The organism is Geobacillus sp. C56-T3 (assembly GCF_000092445.1).
Taxonomy (GTDB): Bacteria; Bacillota; Bacilli; order Bacillales; family Anoxybacillaceae; genus Geobacillus; species Geobacillus thermoleovorans.
The window spans coordinates 3,428,475-3,443,657 of the sequence record NC_014206.1 but is presented as its reverse complement, the minus strand read 5'-3'; the positions used below and the strand labels follow the sequence as shown (position 1 = coordinate 3,443,657).

Sequence of the window (15,183 nt, the reverse complement as noted above, 5' to 3'; positions counted from 1 at the left end):
TGTTCATCGCCCGGGTGATGCCCCTTTACGGTTGCTTTTGCCGCTTTTCCCGCTCTTTCAACTTTTCTTCCATCCGCTTCAGCAGCTTTTCCCACGGGTTTTCCGCCGTTTTTTTCTTGCGCTTCGGTTTTTCTCCCGCCATGCTTAAGCGCCTCCTTTCGCCGCGGCCGATAAGGCGAGCAAGTTGCGCAGTTCGTCATCGGACAGTTCGGTGATCCACGCCTCGCCTCCGGTGATGATGTCGGCGAGCGCTTGTTTTTGTTCGAGCATCTCGTCGATTTTTTCTTCGATTGTCCCGATGGTGATCAATTTATGGACGTGGACGAATTTCGTCTGTCCGATGCGGTAGGCGCGGTCGGTCGCTTGGTTTTCCACAGCCGGGTTCCACCAGCGATCGAAATGGATGACGTGGTTGGCCGCTGTTAAGTTGAGCCCGGTGCCGCCCGCTTTGAGCGACAAAAGGAAAATCGGCGCTTTTTTCGCTTGGAACTCATCCACCATCCGGTCGCGCGTTTGTTTTGGGACGCCTCCGTGCAAAAACAACACCCGCTCATCAAACAAGTCGGAAAGCAGCTCTTGGATCATCTCGCCCATTCGCACGTATTGCGTGAAGATGAGGCACGATTCGTCGTTGGTGCGAATTTGCTCGATCAGTTCGATGAGCTTTTCGAGCTTGTGCGACCGTTCAACGAGCTGGCGGGGGCGGCGTTCTTTTAAATACAGCGCCGGATGGTCGCAAATTTGCTTCACACCGTTTAGCATTTGCAAAATCAAGCCGCGCCGCGCAAACGGACTGGCTTCCTTTGCCCGTTCGAGTGTGTCGTTGACGAGCTGCTCGTACAAGGCAGCCTGTTCGGCCGTGAGCGGGCAATATTCTTTTTGTTCAAGCTTATCCGGCAAGTTGAGCGCAACCGCTTCATCCGTTTTCGTCCGCCGCAAGAGAAATGGGCGGATGAGCGCCTGCAGCGCCGCTTTTTTGCGGGCATCTCCTTCTTTTTCGATCGGTCCGGCAAATCGGCGTTCAAACTCGGCCGCACTGCCGAGGTAGCCCGGGTTGAGGAAGTGGAAGATGCTCCAAAGTTCGCCGAGACGGTTTTCAACCGGCGTGCCGGATAAGGCGATTTTATGTTTTCCGCTCAAGCGGCGGATGGCGCGCGCTTGTTTCGTTTGCGCGTTTTTAATGTTTTGCGCTTCATCCAAGCAAATGACGTGCCAGTGCATCTGTTTTAAATCGTCTTGGTCCAAATGAGCAAGGTTGTAAGACGTAATGACGAGATCGGCCTCGCCTGCCGTTTGCACGAACGCATCGTTTTTCGCCCGGTTCGGTCCATGGTGCACGTAGACGCGCAAGTCTGGGGTGAAGCGGGCGCATTCCTTTTGCCAGTTGCCGATCACGCTGGTCGGGCAGATGAGCAAGGCCGGCGTGTCCGGCCGTTCCATTTCTTTTACATAGGTCAAATAGGCGAGCAGCTGCACCGTTTTGCCAAGCCCCATGTCATCGGCCAAGCAGGCGCCAAAGCCGAATCGGCGCAAAAAGACGAGCCAATCGACGCCGCGCTGCTGATACGGGCGGAGCGTGCCGTGAAAAGACGGCGGCACATTCGCTTTCGGCAATCCATCAAGCTGCTGGAGCTGGCGGATAAACGCCCGGAATTGGTCGTGGACGTCAATGTGGATCGGGATCGATTCATCCGTTGCCTCTTCGCGCTCCTCTGCTTCTGAAAGCAGCGTTTGCGCCACGATATCGTGGATCGGCACGCCTTCTTTTTTCGCCTTTTCCATGAGCGCCTGCGCACGGCGGACAAGGGCGGGATCAAGGATGAGCCATTGGCCGCGCAGGCGGATGAGGCGCCGCTTTTGTTCCGCCAAAGCGGCAAACTCCTCTTCCGTCAGCTCAACCCCGTTGGTCGCGACGCGCCAATCGAAATCAGCGAGGCGCTCAAGGCCGAATAATGATTCCGCGTTGACGGAAGGCGACAGTTTCGCTTTGATCGACAGCTGCGCCTGGCGGATGTCGTGCCACCAGTCGGGAAGCAAGAGGCGCACGCCCGCTTCCGTCAGCTTTAAGCTTTCTTCGGACAAAAAGCGCCACGCTTGTTCGTCAGACAGTTCATGAAGCAACGACTCGCTTCCATTGCCAAGCCACGGCACGATCGTGCAAATGCGGCGAATGGCGCGCTGGATCGATGGTTCATACGGGCGCCAGGCGCGCGGAATGTCGCTCGCAGGTGTGATGACGCTGTCGTCGATGGCGATTAACACCGCTTCAAGCGTCCATACGTCGCCGTCCTCGGGCGGCTCGACGAGGCGAAGCCCGACCGTAAACGGCGGCCGGTCGCCGAGCCAGCCGATTTGTTCAAGCCAATCGTCTTCCGTTCCGGTCCATTGGCCGCTGGGGGAGGCGATCAATGGATAAGCGCGAACGATTTCGCCCCAAATGCCGCGAAGCTCCGGATCGCGGGAGAGCCAGTCGGCAATCGCCAGCGACCGCCATGTGGCGACGAACGGATCGGGATCGTCATCCGCGCCGCGCCAGCGGGTGCGCTTCGCTTCGCTCCATGCGCCGCCTGTGTTTTTCCATAAGGAAGCATCTGGAAGGAAGCGGCGTTCGCGCAAACCGTTCCAAATGTGCTTCGCCCACTCTTCCAATCGGGCGGTGAACTCGTCTGCCCATTCAATGGCGGAAAAGCGCGAGTGCAGACGCAACGCGAACAGGGTGAGCGTCTGCCACGGCGACAGCCGCACGGTCCCGTTTTCACCGTCATGGTCGATATCGAGCAAGGTGCCGTAAAACGTCTCTTCGTGCCAAGCGAACAAAGTCGATGCCCATGACGAGACAGGCGTGGAGCTTGAGAGTTCGAAGCATTGATCTTCTTCGTCCCACTTGCACGAAAGCCGAATCGTCTGCAACACGTTCATGAGAGCAATTTTCCTTTCTTCAATTCTTCATGAAACGCGCGCATGCGCGCCGTTTTGGCGAGCAGTTGTTCGAGATAGGCTTCCCATTGGTCGAGCCGCTTCATCGAACGGTAGTGGGTCCGCAGCGTTTTCAAATGGCGGACCGCCCTTTGGTAGCTCGCCCTGTTTTTTTCTTCCAGCCGCCTCATCACGGCCCGGTGATATAACGGCATCACGAGTTCTGGATTGCGCGCTTGCAATGTTTTAAGCAGCTGTGGATGCAATTCATCGGCGGTGATGTTTGCCCATAAGAATAGATCCACGACTTCCCGGTAGCGTCCTTGCCGATACAAAAAGTTGGTATAATAGTTGACGCTGTACGGAAGGCTTCGCTGCAAAAAATCTTCCCATGCGTCCGAGCGGTTTCGTTGGCGGGCGTACATTTCAAACCAGTGCGCCGTTTCGTCCAAAAAACTGCTTCGGATGGGAGCGGGTATATGCGAAAGATAAAGCGGCCAATCGTCTTTTGCTTTTTCCCAAACGGCTTCAAACCGTTTCAAGAGGCCGTTTTGAATGAATCGCCCGATCCATTCCACCAAAAACAAGCCTGCCTGATCGGGGAACGCGCGGTAAAGCGCCATCGCTTCGTCGTCTTCGCCAAGCAAAAAGGAAAGATGAGCCGCCGCCATAGCGGCGCGGATGTCGTCTCGGTCTTTGGCGAGCCGAAGGAGTTCGGCCCGTTCCTCTTGCCGCCATGCTGGCTTGGTGAACAGCGATTCCCACGCGGTTGTGTAAAAGTCATAGCCGAATGATGACAGCGCCCCGTCCAAAAACAATACATCACGAACATACGGAATCGTCTGTTCAATCAACGCGTTGAGCGACCGCGGCAGCGATTGATCAGACAATTTTTCCAAGGCGTCAAAGGCGCGGTCGGCGACATAGTTGACGTCCTGCTGCCAGGAAAACTGTCCGTAAGAGGCGAATACGACGTCATTCCACCCTTGCGCCTCCCCGTACTGCCGAAGCTTCTCCAATAAAAATAGAGCGGCATGAAGCTCCCGCAGCGGGCGGGCGCCGGCTTGCTTTCCTTCGTTTTTGCCCAGCTTCGGGAGGAGTTGGAAGGCTAAACGATACGGCCAGTTTTGGCCGTTTTGATGGCGGGAGAAAAAGTCTTCATACTGTTTCTCGAACTGGCCCCGCCAATCTTCAACCGTTTCATTGGCTATGATCGAAAGGCCCGCCGTTTTCCCCCCGCGTTTTGGAGCAGGCGTTTTTGGTTCATGGACAGCGGATTCTTTCCGCAACGCGCCGATTTGCCCTTTTTTCCAAAGGCGGAACAGTTCGCCAACGTCGAACACGTTGCCGTATATATAAAAGAACAGCGCCAAAACGTGTGGACACAGCCCTTCCGTCCCGCACGGGCAGCGATGGCGGCGGGTGATGTTGGCCAAATCAAGCATGACATCATGGGGGGTGATGTCGGAAACGACCCCTTCCACTTCATGGCTGTTGATGACCATCACGTTATAGACGAACCCGTATCTGGACAAATCGCGTCCTTTTTGAATGAGATTGTGGAAAATGGGATACGGCAATTCTTTCACCAATTCTTCTGCCGCTTGCCGCAAAAGCGGTTTGGAGATCGTGGTCTGCAACATGTCGGTCCGTCCTTTCCGATCCATTCCTTATCATCCTATTATAGCATGTGATAGCGTGTCGAAAAAAGAGGGGCAATGTGACAAAACGCGTCTGTTCTCGAGCCGGCATGAAAGGACATTGCGAGCTTTTGAACGTGTACGCGTTTTGATAGAAAGAAAGCTGGTGATGGTTGAACGTCTATCGATGATGGTATAATAGTAATAAGAAAAGTCCAAATGGAAAAGAAAGCAGGTGCATCGAATATGGCAGAAACGCCGCGGAACGCGTTATGCCCGTGCGGAAGCGGGAAAAAGTACAAGCATTGTTGCGGAAAAAAAGAGGCGGTTTCGATTTCGTCATTGATTGACCGCGAGTTGATCGAATGCATGAATGATATGCGTCAGTTTGTCTTGCAGCGGTATGAGAGGGAGGCGGAGGAGCTTTTAGACCAGTTCCCGCTTGATGAGATGCCGGAGGAACTCGAGCTTGGCGTGCAGATCATGGCGGTGAACTGGATGTTGTTTTGTTGGCCGCTTGATGAAACAGGACAAACGATCTTTTCCGCTTACCGGAAAAGCCGTCATTGGGAGCGGTGGCGCCCGTCCGTTCAGGCTCACATCGAGAGGTGGGAAGGAGCCGTTCCGTCGCTTGGCGAGTTCATCAGCTATGATGACGACAATCGCCCCGTTGTCCGGGATTTGTTGACGGGAGAGGAAAAGATCGTCCATTTATTGGCTCCCTATCAATGGCCGAGCGTGATCGAAACAGGAGATGTGGTGTTCGGCTTCCTTGTGCCGTACCAGGACGTGTTCACGTATTTCACGGCGGTGTTTCCGCTCCCCGCGTCAGGGAAAGAGCGATTGCTTCGGGCGATTCAACAAGAAGGGGAGTGGAGCGGTCAGCCAGCAGCTTCATGGATGCGCGATCGGTTCGTCGCTGTGCTTTCCGACGTGGTTTTGGAGTGGCTTTGGCAGTTCGCCAAACAGTTCAAATGGAATGATCCGAAACAAGCGGCCGTCATTCGCGAGCTCGATGAAAACGAGCCGGAGGCGCCAGCGGCGCTGCTCAATCAAGCGTTCGCCATATGGGCGATCTATTGCGGAAAAACATCCCGTCTCCCTTATTCGGTTCCCGTCTACGCGGCGGCGCTCCGCTATGTGGCTGGACATTTGATGAAGGCGGAAGGATCGGAGGTGGAAGACATCGCCGATCGGTATGACGTGATGCCAGAAGATGTGCGATCGGCGGCGTTGGATTTTTTCCTGATGGCTGTTGATGATGAAGACGACGAGGAATGGCTCGATGACTGGGAGGAAGACTGGTTCGAAGAGGAAGGGGATGAGCTTGATGCGCGCATCAATGAATGGATCGATGACATGGATCTTATGTTGATGCGTGAAGGATGGGACGAGAAGCGAGTCAACCGTCATATTGACCGCGCCATCCGTTCGTGGAGGAATGAAGGCCTGCTTGAGGAAGTGAATGAAAAAGAATTGCGTAAAGAACTCCGCGATGTAGCGTGGGAGATCTTCACCGATCGGGGATTCATCTAAAAGGCTGGCGGAAAAACGGGCGCTGCGCCCAAGTCAGCGGCATTTCGTCAGAAAGGAAAGCCGGTTCCACAAGGGCTCTCTCATTCAAACATCATTGGGCTCAACCCAAGCCCTCTATAAGCAGAAACAGGGAATGGAATGCGTTCCATTCGTGAAACTCCGAAAAAGGCGGCGGGGAACGATCGGTTTTGACCGAATCCATGATGGATTGGGAAAAATGGCTTTGTGCGCGATTCCGCCAGTTTTTTAACATCTTGGTCGCCGTTTTGGAAAGGAAAGATTAGAAGGGAGGATTTTGCATGGCAATCGGTCGGAATGACCCGTGCCCGTGCGGAAGCGGGAAAAAGTATAAGAAGTGCTGCATGAACAAACAGCAAAAGCATGAAATCAAGCGGGTGCGGCAGCGTCGCTTTTTTGACCAAAAATATGAGCTGTCGCAAATGGTGCAGCGGTTTTTGGATGAAGCGCTGTCTTATGATGAACGCGAAGCGGTCAACCGTACATTTCGCCAAATGATCGAACAAAAGGATCATCGTGAAGAGTTGAAGGTGTTTGAGACGCTTTGGCGTTTTTTCCTCCATCGTTATCCGAATGGATTGCGCGGCGTTGAATGGTTTCAACAGGAAAAAGGACGTCGTCTGTCTCCAGAGCTTAAGGAAATGTTGGACCGCTGGGTTCGGCTTGTGCCGCGCCTTGTGCAATTTGTCGATTTGCATGATGAAGGAGGAGTGGCGGTCGACCGGCTGACGGGCGAGAAATTTCTCATGCCGTATTGCGAGACATTGGAGGTTGTGCGCCCATGGGGCGGCATGTTTGCCTTTTTGGAGCCATTTGACGGCGGCTATTACGTTTGCGGTGTATCATCGATTGTGGATCCGAAGGGTGTGGAACGGGCGGAAGAGAACATTCGCGTCTTGTTGACGCAAACCGATTGGCCGTATGACAAGGTAGCCGTTGAACATTTTCTCGATATCGTCGATGCAGGCTATCCTCCGAAGGTGGACGATGTACAAGAGGAGCGCACGCGTTGGACGTATGAATACGAATGCCAAGAAGCCGCTGAGGCGATGAGGAAGCTTGCTTCGATTGGACGCGCTCACATTGATCATGACGATGGGGAGAAGGTGGAAGGTTCATGGTGCACCAATGTGTACCATTATGTCGGGATGATTTCCCCCAAGCTGATTCGTGTATTTGAATTAGGCGGGTCATTATCGGCTCATCGGTCGCGTCTCGTGTTGTCTACCGAGGAGGAAGGAACGGCCGAACAGCTCGTGTCGCTGCTGCAAGCGTTCGGGTATTCCCCAAAAGAACGAAAACGGCGGACAGAAGCCGTTTTGCGCCGAAAATGGATCGAAAACGTTTCGCTTCATATTGATTCAGACCCAGACTCTCCCCCTTGGGTGGCAACGCTGGCCGGATTGGATGTTCAAATGGAAAAAGCCCTTCACACCCCGCTTGAGAAATGGAATGGAAAAACCCCTCACGAAATGGCGCGCGAGGGGCGTGTTCAGGAAGTGGATGAGTGGCTGAAAGAGTATGAATTCCATTTGTTTAACATGCAAGAACGAGCCAATTTGCCGGTGCTCATCGGAGTGAATCCCATTCGCTCCCGTTATGGATTGCCCCCATCTCCGTTTAGCTCATCACATCGTCTTTCGGACTTATGGAAAATAAAATGGATGGGGCCGGAAAGAACCGAGACATTGTTGATCCGCGCGGAATGGGAAGGGATGTATTTCACCGATGACGCATTGGCGTTTTATAACGAGGTCATCGTGAGCGGAGAAAAAGAAGCCAAAGAGGCGTTTTGGGCCGTGGTTTTGCTCGTGTGTGAATATATGAACGGGCGGACGTTTTCATCGTGGGAGGACGTAGGAGAAGAAGACTGGAAACAATGCATCGTCGAGCAAATCCCGTCAAGATGGAGTTCGTTTCCATGGGAAGTGGTGAGCCGAGCGCTCGATATGCTGCTTGAGTGGGCCGATTGGCTGGACCGCCGTTATGGAACGAATCATCGAACTGTCGTTTGCGCCGTGCTGGAAGAGGTCAGAAGCGAATTGGAACATTGCTTTGCTCTGCTGGATGAATGGGGGGGCGAGAGAGGAAAGGCGGATGAGGAACTGATGGCTTGGCAGCTTGCTCATTTGTTTGGCTTGCCTATTCCCCTTTCCGTCGGTTTCTCGTTTTTCCGCGTCAAGCGTGTGGAACAGGGGAAGGCGGTGCTGGATTGGCTTTCCCATAACCGAACGGTGACATGGGACATTCCGAAGCGGGCAGAGCCGCATCTGTTGCCGGGCATGTATATCGTCGCCTCGACCGATCGCAATGGCAAGATGGACGATCTTGCCCGCGTGTATCCGCCGTCTTTCTCTCCGTACGTAGAGCCGTGGCTTCAGGCGCTGCAAGAGTGGCCAGACAAGGCGGAGACAGAATGGGCTGCGCTTCAAGAGCGCCTGCTTGCCTCGTTGTCCCGTTTGATTCGCCGGCCGTAGGTGTCCCGACGGATGACGGGGCGCTTTTTCTGTCGGCTCGGCCTCTATGATTCTCCATTATGCAGGCAAGACCAATGGTAAGAGCCAGTCATATTCTTAGGATTTTGGTCCATCACCACAACGTGTGCTTGACAAGCAAGGTTTTTCTCGTTTTACCCCGTATGAAAATCATTGATTGGCTGATTTCTCTTGAGGGCTGGTGAAAAACGACCGATTTCGCCGAACCCGTTGCTTTCGGTTGAAAGAGAAGCGTTGATTTTACAGGACTTCTCCATTTGAGAAGAGAGTCCGTTTTCCGCGACTTTTCACGAAATCACCAGCCTTCTTGGGAGAAGGAAATATGACATGTTTTGAAATGGTCAAGTACAACGTTTGGTGAAGAACCAGGATTTTGGGTTAGGCATAAAAAATGGAATGCGAATCGATGTTCTCGACACGAGCGGCGGAAGTCCCAAAGTGCTTGTGATATGTATTGCTGAAAGCAGTTCCATCACACGTTGATCGTTAATGTCTCCCCAAAGTGTTTGGCTGGCCCGAGCGTTAGCGTAGATGGGGAGAACGTTCAATGACTATGATACAAAGAAAGTAGGTAGCTATATGGCGAAGGCATCGCGAAACAATCTTTGTCCATGCGGCAGTGGGAAAACGTACAAGCATTGTTGTGGGAAGAAAGAAGCAGTACCGATAGAGTCTCTAATTGACCGTGAAGTGGCCAAATGTATGCAAGATGTGTTTTCGTTTGCGTTAGAGCGATATGAGGAAGAGCTTGCATTCATGATGTCTGGTTCTCCATTTCAAGGGCTTCCTAACGAGCTGGAGACCAGCGCCAATTTATTGCTGACGAACTGGGCGATTTTTCACCGGCACGTTGATGACAAAGGGATGACAATTTTTTCGGCCTATATGAGAAGTCGGCGCCGCACGCGATGGCGTCCAGCGGTGCAAACTCATTTGAAGCGATGGGCCGAGGTGGTTCCGTCGTTTGACGAGATCATTCATATCGAGGATGAGCGGCGTTTCCTTGTGCGCGATCTGTTGACCAGAAAAGAAAAATACGTCCGTTTTTTGACGCCGGAGGAGCTTCCGTCTGCTAGGGAGGGGGACGTGTTAGTAGGATGCCTCGTTCCGCATGGGGACGAGTGGGCGTACTTCATGAAGGTGCTGCCAATTCCAAAGAGCGGGAAGGATCGGCTTGCGCGGGCGCTTCAAGCGGAATGGAATCCGGATACGAAAACGTGTGAAGTGTTTTTGCGCGAGTCGTTTCCGGAATTGCTTGAAATAGCGGTCCATGAGTTGTTGTGGCAGCTGCTGAGCGAAAAAGACTGGGGGGATCGAGATCAAGATGATGTTTTTCGCGAATTAAAGAAAAAGGAAGAAACAACCTCCTCCCTAGTGCTCAGCGAGGCTGCGTTCCTCTGGCGCGCATACTGCGAAATGAATGAAACGGTCATCGAGAATCCTGCTGTGTATGCGGCTGCACTCCGTTATTTGGCGAGTGAAATGGCTGGAAGAGAATTTGTCAATATGGAGGATGTTGCCAAACGCTACGGTGTTCCTGTAGAGGAAGTGGAAGCCACTGTGATGGAATTGTTTTTATTTGGAACAGAGTTGCTCGATGATGGAGATGATGAGGGCGAGAATGATGATGAGTGGCTCTTTGACGATGGGGATGACGGTGATGAGATCTGGTTCGACGACGGTGGGATGGAGGATGGGGATGAGCTGGACCGTGCGATTGAGGAATGGCTTGACCAAGTTGAGGAGTTGTTTGATCGCGAGGGCTGGGACGTTGATCAAGTCCATCGCTTGATCGACAAAGCGGTCCGAACATGGAAAAAGGACGGGTTGCTTGAAGGAGTCGATGCAGCTGAGTTGCGCAAGGAGCTCGAGGAGCTCGTCTGGGAGACGTTTGCCGAACGGGGATTTTTGTAAGGCGGCGGACAAAGCAGGCAACGAAGCGCAGATGGGTGCGAAAGAAGGTGCCCTTGAGAGATGCCAGAACCCTTCTTTCGCGTGCACATATACATGTCTGGCTGTTGCTGCTTCCGGGTGCCGCGACGGTTGCTGAATGGATTGGAACCGGCATCGCGGAGGCCGGATTGTGGCGGTTGGATCGTTACAATCGGATATAGGCCAGCCGCTCGTTCGCTTCCTCGACGTCAAAGGCATCAGGGTCAAAATCTTCACCTTTCATGTCGTACATCCAGTCCACCAGCTCGCGCAATTCGGGGTCGGCAAGAGAGTCTTTTTGCGCCGCCGCTTCCAGCAGCTCCAGGTAGCCATAGACGCCGCCGCAATCCTCGGGAGGGCACGCCCGTTTTCCTTTCAGGCAAGCGGCGCGTTCCAACGGTTTTGGGAGTGTTTCAATCTTTTCAACGGTGACGGTATGGCGCCAGTAGTCGCCAAAATCGTAAATATATAGAAACTTTTGTTTTTCTTCCGTCAGCCATTGCTGTAATGGGATGCGGCGGGCGTCCATCAGTTCTTTTTCCAGCTGAAACGAATCCCAGCCGTCAGGGATGCCGATGAGAACGCTTCCGAAATCGAATTCGTATAAATGGGCTTGTTCCCATCCCATCGCTTCTTGGATGATGAGATGAAGCTCGTGAAATGTCGCATGTCCGGGAACAAGGACGCGCCGCCAAATCGGCGGGCGGATGCCGTTTAATGTGATTTTCAGCTGGTAGGCTGTTTTGGACCGCCGCCGTTTGGAAGGGGATGCGCTCTTTGGCGCCTCAACCCATCTGCCGTGTGGACGGTCCCGCTCTGTCGGATGGAACATGGCAGACAATTCGTCGATCAGTTTAGCAAGATTGTCGGGGTTCATAGCCCTCGTCTCCTTTCGGATAAACGTTTTGTATAATAGTAGTTTATCCTGTCCATAGTAGAATTTAAACATTATTGATGGAAATATTGAAAAAAGAAAGATGGGAGGGGAGGATGACGCATGTCGATCGGCCGGAATGACCCATGCCCGTGTGGAAGTGGGAAAAAGTATAAGAAGTGTTGCATGAACAAACAGCAAAAGCATGAAATCAAACGGGTGCGGCAGTGCCGCTTTTTTGACCAAAAATATGAGCTGTCGCAAATGGTGCAGCGGTTTTTGGATGAATCGCTGTCTTACAACGAACAAACAGCAGTGAGACGGTCGTTTCGCCAAAAAATAGGGCAAATGAAGCATCGGCAAGAGCTGGAATGGTTTGAAACACTTTGGTACTTGTTCATTCACCGTTTTCCAAATGGAATGCGCGGCATTGAATGGTTCCAGCGCGACAAAAGACACCGTCTCCCGTTGGAGCACGGAGCGCTTTTGGCGCTTCTGCGTGTTTCTTCATGGGGACGGCTTATCCATTCGGACATCGGTTAGAGAAGCGATGGTGGTATGTCGGCCGTAGCTGGATGGTTCGACTAGGTTGCGCGTTGTAGCTGCTGTCGTATGAAGAGACATCATGCAGAAAAAGGAGAGCCGTTGTCGGTTGATGGATGCCGCCTCGCTAGTTTTGTCGAGCGGTTTTCCGAAGCGGCAGACAGGAAATGCCCCGTTGTGCGCGAACGATTATAGTAGACAAATTGGGGACAACGGGGGAGGGAATGCGCATGAGGCGTGGGACATGGCTCGCCCTGTCGTTTTGTTTGCTATGGCTGGCTGCGGCTGCTTGGCCGGTGGGGGCGAAAGGGGAAAAGGAAATGGAGGAAACGAAGCGTCTGGCTGTGGTGACGGCGGATCGCGTGAATGTCCGCCAAGGGCCGGGAGTGCCGTATCGTCCATTGGCGAACGTCCACCGGGGCGAAGTGTACCGGTTGGTGGACATGAAAGATGGTTGGGTGAAAATTGAATGGGAGAAAAATCGAACCGGGTGGCTCGCTGCGCGGTACGTCGCGTTGGCAAAAGAGACGGCCGTCGTGCAAGAAAACCAACTCCGCCTTCGACAAGAACCGAGCCGAGATGGGCGAATTATTGGGCATTTGGCGCAAGGGGAAACGGTGTTTGTGATTGGGGAAGAAGGCGGCTGGAAACAGGTCGTGACGGAAGACGCCATCGGTTGGGCCGCTGCATCGTATTTGGCGCCAGCTGAGGCCCGCTCTATTTCACAACAGACTGGAACGGTGGCCGCCGATTTGCTCAACGTGCGAGCTGAACCGTCGCTTCACGCCCTGCGGATCGGCCGCCTTGTCCGTGGTGAAGAGGTCGAGATTGTAGAAAAGAAACCGGGATGGTACAAAATTGCCTCCCCAACAGGGCTTGATGGCTGGGTTTCGTCCGCGTATGTGCAGGTAAAGGGTGGACAAGCCAATGAAAAGGAAGCGGAAGCGCCCCAGTCGGCTGACCGCTCGCTGCTTTCCATCATCGCGCCTAGCGACTCGCGCCTTTATGTAGACAGCTGGACGCGCGGTCCTGTTCAGGCGCTGGCCGGAAAAACGATCGTTCTTGACGCTGGCCACGGAGGCAAAGACGGCGGGGCCCAAAGTGCCGATGGCATCAAGGAAAAGGAGTTGACGTTGGAAACCGCCAAGCTTCTGAAAAACAAGCTGCAATCTTACGGCGCCCGCGTCGTGCTGACGCGCTCCAGCGATGAGTATGTGCCGCTGTCCGCGCGCGTGGCGATGGCGCGCCTGTATCAAGCGGATGCGTTTATCAGCCTGCATTATGACAGCGCAGACGACCAACAGGCGAGCGGCATCACCGTTTATTATTATGACCGTTTTGCCGATTACGGCTTAGCGCAATCATTCGAAGACCCGCTTTCCCGATTGGCCGCACTGCCTTTCCGCGGCGTTGCGTTTGGCGACTATTACGTGTTGCGGGAAAACGACAGACCGTCTGTATTGCTTGAGCTCGGCTATGTAAGCAACCGCACAGATGCGGCGACGGTGACAACAGACGGCTATCAAGAAGCAGTGACGACCGCGATCGCGGATGCGGTTCGGCATTATTTTGAATAAGAAATGATCGTGGAGAAATCGTTGATCGGCGGTCTGTTCGTTTTTGTGATCAATCGGCCGTCATCAAGCAAACGGAAACACGCCGTGCAACCGGGGGGTGGCTCCTCCCGGTTTTCTTTTGTTTGCAGAGCACAACCGGTGGACTCAGCGGCTAGGCGAAAACAATGAAAATCCCCAGGCGATTCGCTATAATGAGAACAAGCGACAATAGCCGCAATGGATCAAAAAGGTGTGAGGAACGATGAAAATCACGATCGCCGGGGCGGGGTATGTTGGGCTTGTGACCGCCGCCTGCCTGGCTGATAAAGGTCATGATGTCATATGCGTGGATGTCAATGAGGAAAAAATTCGGCGGTTGAATGAAGGAATCGTCCCCATTTATGAACCGGGGCTCGAACCGCTCATCCAACGGAACAGCGCCCGCCTTCGCTTTACCACAGACGATGCGGAAGCGTATCGATGGGCGGAAGTGATCATGGTCGCGGTCGGCACCCCGCCGCTGCCGGATGGTTCTGTGCAGCTTGACGCCGTTTGGAAGGCGCTCGGCCGCATTGCGATGGCGGTGGAGCGCGACTGCCTTGTGGCCATCAAATCGACCGTGCCAGTCGGTACGGGAGACGAAGCGGCTCGCTTTTTGGCGGAACACGGACGCGGCGGGGTGCGTATCGACATTGTGTCCAACCCGGAGTTTTTGTCACAAGGAACGGCGGTGCGCGACACATTGCAAGCGCCGCGCATTGTGTTAGGCGTCGAATCGGAGAGAGCTGAGCGGATGATGAAGGACCTCTACGCCCCGTTTGCGCTCCCGTACGTCGTGACGGACCGGAGAAGCGCTGAGATGATCAAGTACGCGGCCAATGTGTTTTTGGCGTTGAAAATTTCCTACATCAACGAGATCGCCAATGTATGCGAGTTGGTAGGCGCTGATATTCAGGCGGTGGCGGAAGGAATCGGCATGGATCCGCGCATCGGCCGCCGCTTTTTGCGCGCAGGCGTCGGGTATGGAGGCTCATGCCTGCCGAAAGATGCGAGCGCGCTTTATTCGTTGGCGGCTTCCCACGGCTATTCGCTCAAAACGGTATGGGCGGCAATGGACGTCAATGAAAAACAGAAATGGAAACTGTTCGAGAAAGCGCGCGCCCACCTTGGTGTGTTCAGCGATCGAACAGCGGCCGTGCTTGGCGCCGCATTCAAGCCGGGCACCGATGATGTGCGCGAATCGCCGGCATTGGCGAACATCGAACGGCTCATTGCTGAAGGGGCCGCCGTGCGCGTCTGGGATCCGGCCGCTCTCGAACATGTCGCCCGCCGTTTTGGCGATGCGGTTGTTTGTTGCGAGACAATAGAGGAAGCCATTCGCGGCGCGGATGTTTGTTTCATTTTCACCGAATGGCCGGCTGTGCTGCAATTTGACCTTCACCGCTACAAGACGCTGATGAAAACACCGGTTGTGGTGGATGGGCGGAATTGCTACGACCCGAAGGCGGCAGAAGCCGCCGGCTTAATCTACGAGTCGATCGGGCGGCCGGTGGTGGTCGGATGGCAAAGCGCGATGAAGGAAACGGTGGAGCATCACGAATGACGTTTGGGACAGCAGCTCACTCACTAAACGTGCAGCGGGCTGCCTTTCTTCATGAATATGGAGGAATGAA

The 15,183-nt window shown here is 54.0% G+C and carries 9 protein-coding genes; 6 read left to right on the top strand and 3 right to left on the bottom strand.

All coding sequences use genetic code 11. The features are described from left to right. Positions 1-144: 144 nt before the first annotated feature. Together GC56T3_RS17005 and GC56T3_RS17000 are read right to left on the bottom strand one after the other, a co-directional pair. Complete coding sequence (locus GC56T3_RS17005) at positions 145-2,919, bottom strand: DEAD/DEAH box helicase (protein WP_013146543.1); 2,775 nt, start codon at positions 2,917-2,919, stop codon at positions 145-147. Then, positions 2,916-4,559, bottom strand: coding sequence for a hypothetical protein (locus GC56T3_RS17000; protein ID WP_013146542.1), 1,644 nt, complete (start codon positions 4,557-4,559; stop codon positions 2,916-2,918). Before GC56T3_RS17000 ends, GC56T3_RS17005 begins: the two co-directional genes overlap by 4 nt. Before the next feature lie 216 nt (positions 4,560-4,775). On the opposite strand from GC56T3_RS17000, the gene GC56T3_RS16995 reads away from it, so the two are divergent. The 3 genes from GC56T3_RS16995 (at position 4,776) to GC56T3_RS16985 (ending at position 10,519) form a co-directional block, all read left to right on the top strand. Continuing rightward, entirely contained in the window at positions 4,776-6,092 is a 1,317-nt protein-coding gene (locus GC56T3_RS16995; RefSeq protein WP_049775763.1) for an SEC-C domain-containing protein, read from the top strand. A gap of 299 nt (positions 6,093-6,391) precedes the next feature. After that, complete coding sequence (locus tag GC56T3_RS16990; RefSeq protein ID WP_013146540.1) at positions 6,392-8,587, top strand: YecA family protein; 2,196 nt, start codon at positions 6,392-6,394, stop codon at positions 8,585-8,587. 597 nt (positions 8,588-9,184) lie between these two features. After that, on the top strand, positions 9,185-10,519 hold the full coding sequence (locus GC56T3_RS16985; RefSeq protein ID WP_013146539.1) for an SEC-C domain-containing protein: 1,335 nt from the start codon (positions 9,185-9,187) through the stop codon (positions 10,517-10,519). A 184-nt stretch (positions 10,520-10,703) separates the two neighbouring features. Here GC56T3_RS16985 and GC56T3_RS16980 read toward each other — a convergent pair whose 3' ends face one another. After that, a complete protein-coding gene (locus GC56T3_RS16980) occupies positions 10,704-11,414 on the bottom strand; it encodes a plasmid pRiA4b ORF-3 family protein (RefSeq protein WP_013146538.1) in 711 nt (236 codons plus the stop codon). Between the two features lie 183 nt (positions 11,415-11,597). Between GC56T3_RS16980 and GC56T3_RS19045 the strand changes: the two genes are divergently transcribed. The 3 genes from GC56T3_RS19045 (at position 11,598) to GC56T3_RS16960 (ending at position 15,113) form a co-directional block, all read left to right on the top strand. Next, the gene (locus tag GC56T3_RS19045) at positions 11,598-11,954 is read left to right on the top strand and encodes a hypothetical protein (RefSeq protein ID WP_255347872.1); all 357 of its coding nucleotides are present in this window, start codon (positions 11,598-11,600) and stop codon (positions 11,952-11,954) included. A 230-nt stretch (positions 11,955-12,184) separates the two neighbouring features. Further along, a complete protein-coding gene (locus tag GC56T3_RS16965; RefSeq protein WP_013146536.1) occupies positions 12,185-13,531 on the top strand; it encodes an N-acetylmuramoyl-L-alanine amidase in 1,347 nt (448 codons plus the stop codon). A 241-nt stretch (positions 13,532-13,772) separates the two neighbouring features. After that, entirely contained in the window at positions 13,773-15,113 is a 1,341-nt protein-coding gene (locus GC56T3_RS16960; protein WP_013146535.1) for a UDP-glucose/GDP-mannose dehydrogenase family protein, read from the top strand. Positions 15,114-15,183 lie beyond the last annotated feature (70 nt).

Excerpts from the sequence above, each read along its gene's own strand:
- GC56T3_RS17005 (WP_013146543.1), bottom strand. The coding sequence starts at position 2,919 with ATGAACGTGTTGCAGACGATTCGGCTTTCGTGCAAGTGGGACGAAGAA.
- GC56T3_RS17000 (WP_013146542.1), bottom strand. The coding sequence starts at position 4,559 with ATGTTGCAGACCACGATCTCCAAACCGCTTTTGCGGCAAGCGGCAGAA.
- GC56T3_RS16995 (WP_049775763.1), top strand. The coding sequence starts at position 4,776 with ATGGAAAAGAAAGCAGGTGCATCGAATATGGCAGAAACGCCGCGGAAC.
- GC56T3_RS16990 (WP_013146540.1), top strand. The coding sequence starts at position 6,392 with ATGGCAATCGGTCGGAATGACCCGTGCCCGTGCGGAAGCGGGAAAAAG.
- GC56T3_RS16985 (WP_013146539.1), top strand. The coding sequence starts at position 9,185 with ATGGCGAAGGCATCGCGAAACAATCTTTGTCCATGCGGCAGTGGGAAA.
- GC56T3_RS16980 (WP_013146538.1), bottom strand. The coding sequence starts at position 11,414 with ATGAACCCCGACAATCTTGCTAAACTGATCGACGAATTGTCTGCCATG.
- GC56T3_RS19045 (WP_255347872.1), top strand. The coding sequence starts at position 11,598 with ATGAACAAACAGCAAAAGCATGAAATCAAACGGGTGCGGCAGTGCCGC.
- GC56T3_RS16965 (WP_013146536.1), top strand. The coding sequence starts at position 12,185 with ATGAGGCGTGGGACATGGCTCGCCCTGTCGTTTTGTTTGCTATGGCTG.
- GC56T3_RS16960 (WP_013146535.1), top strand. The coding sequence starts at position 13,773 with ATGAAAATCACGATCGCCGGGGCGGGGTATGTTGGGCTTGTGACCGCC.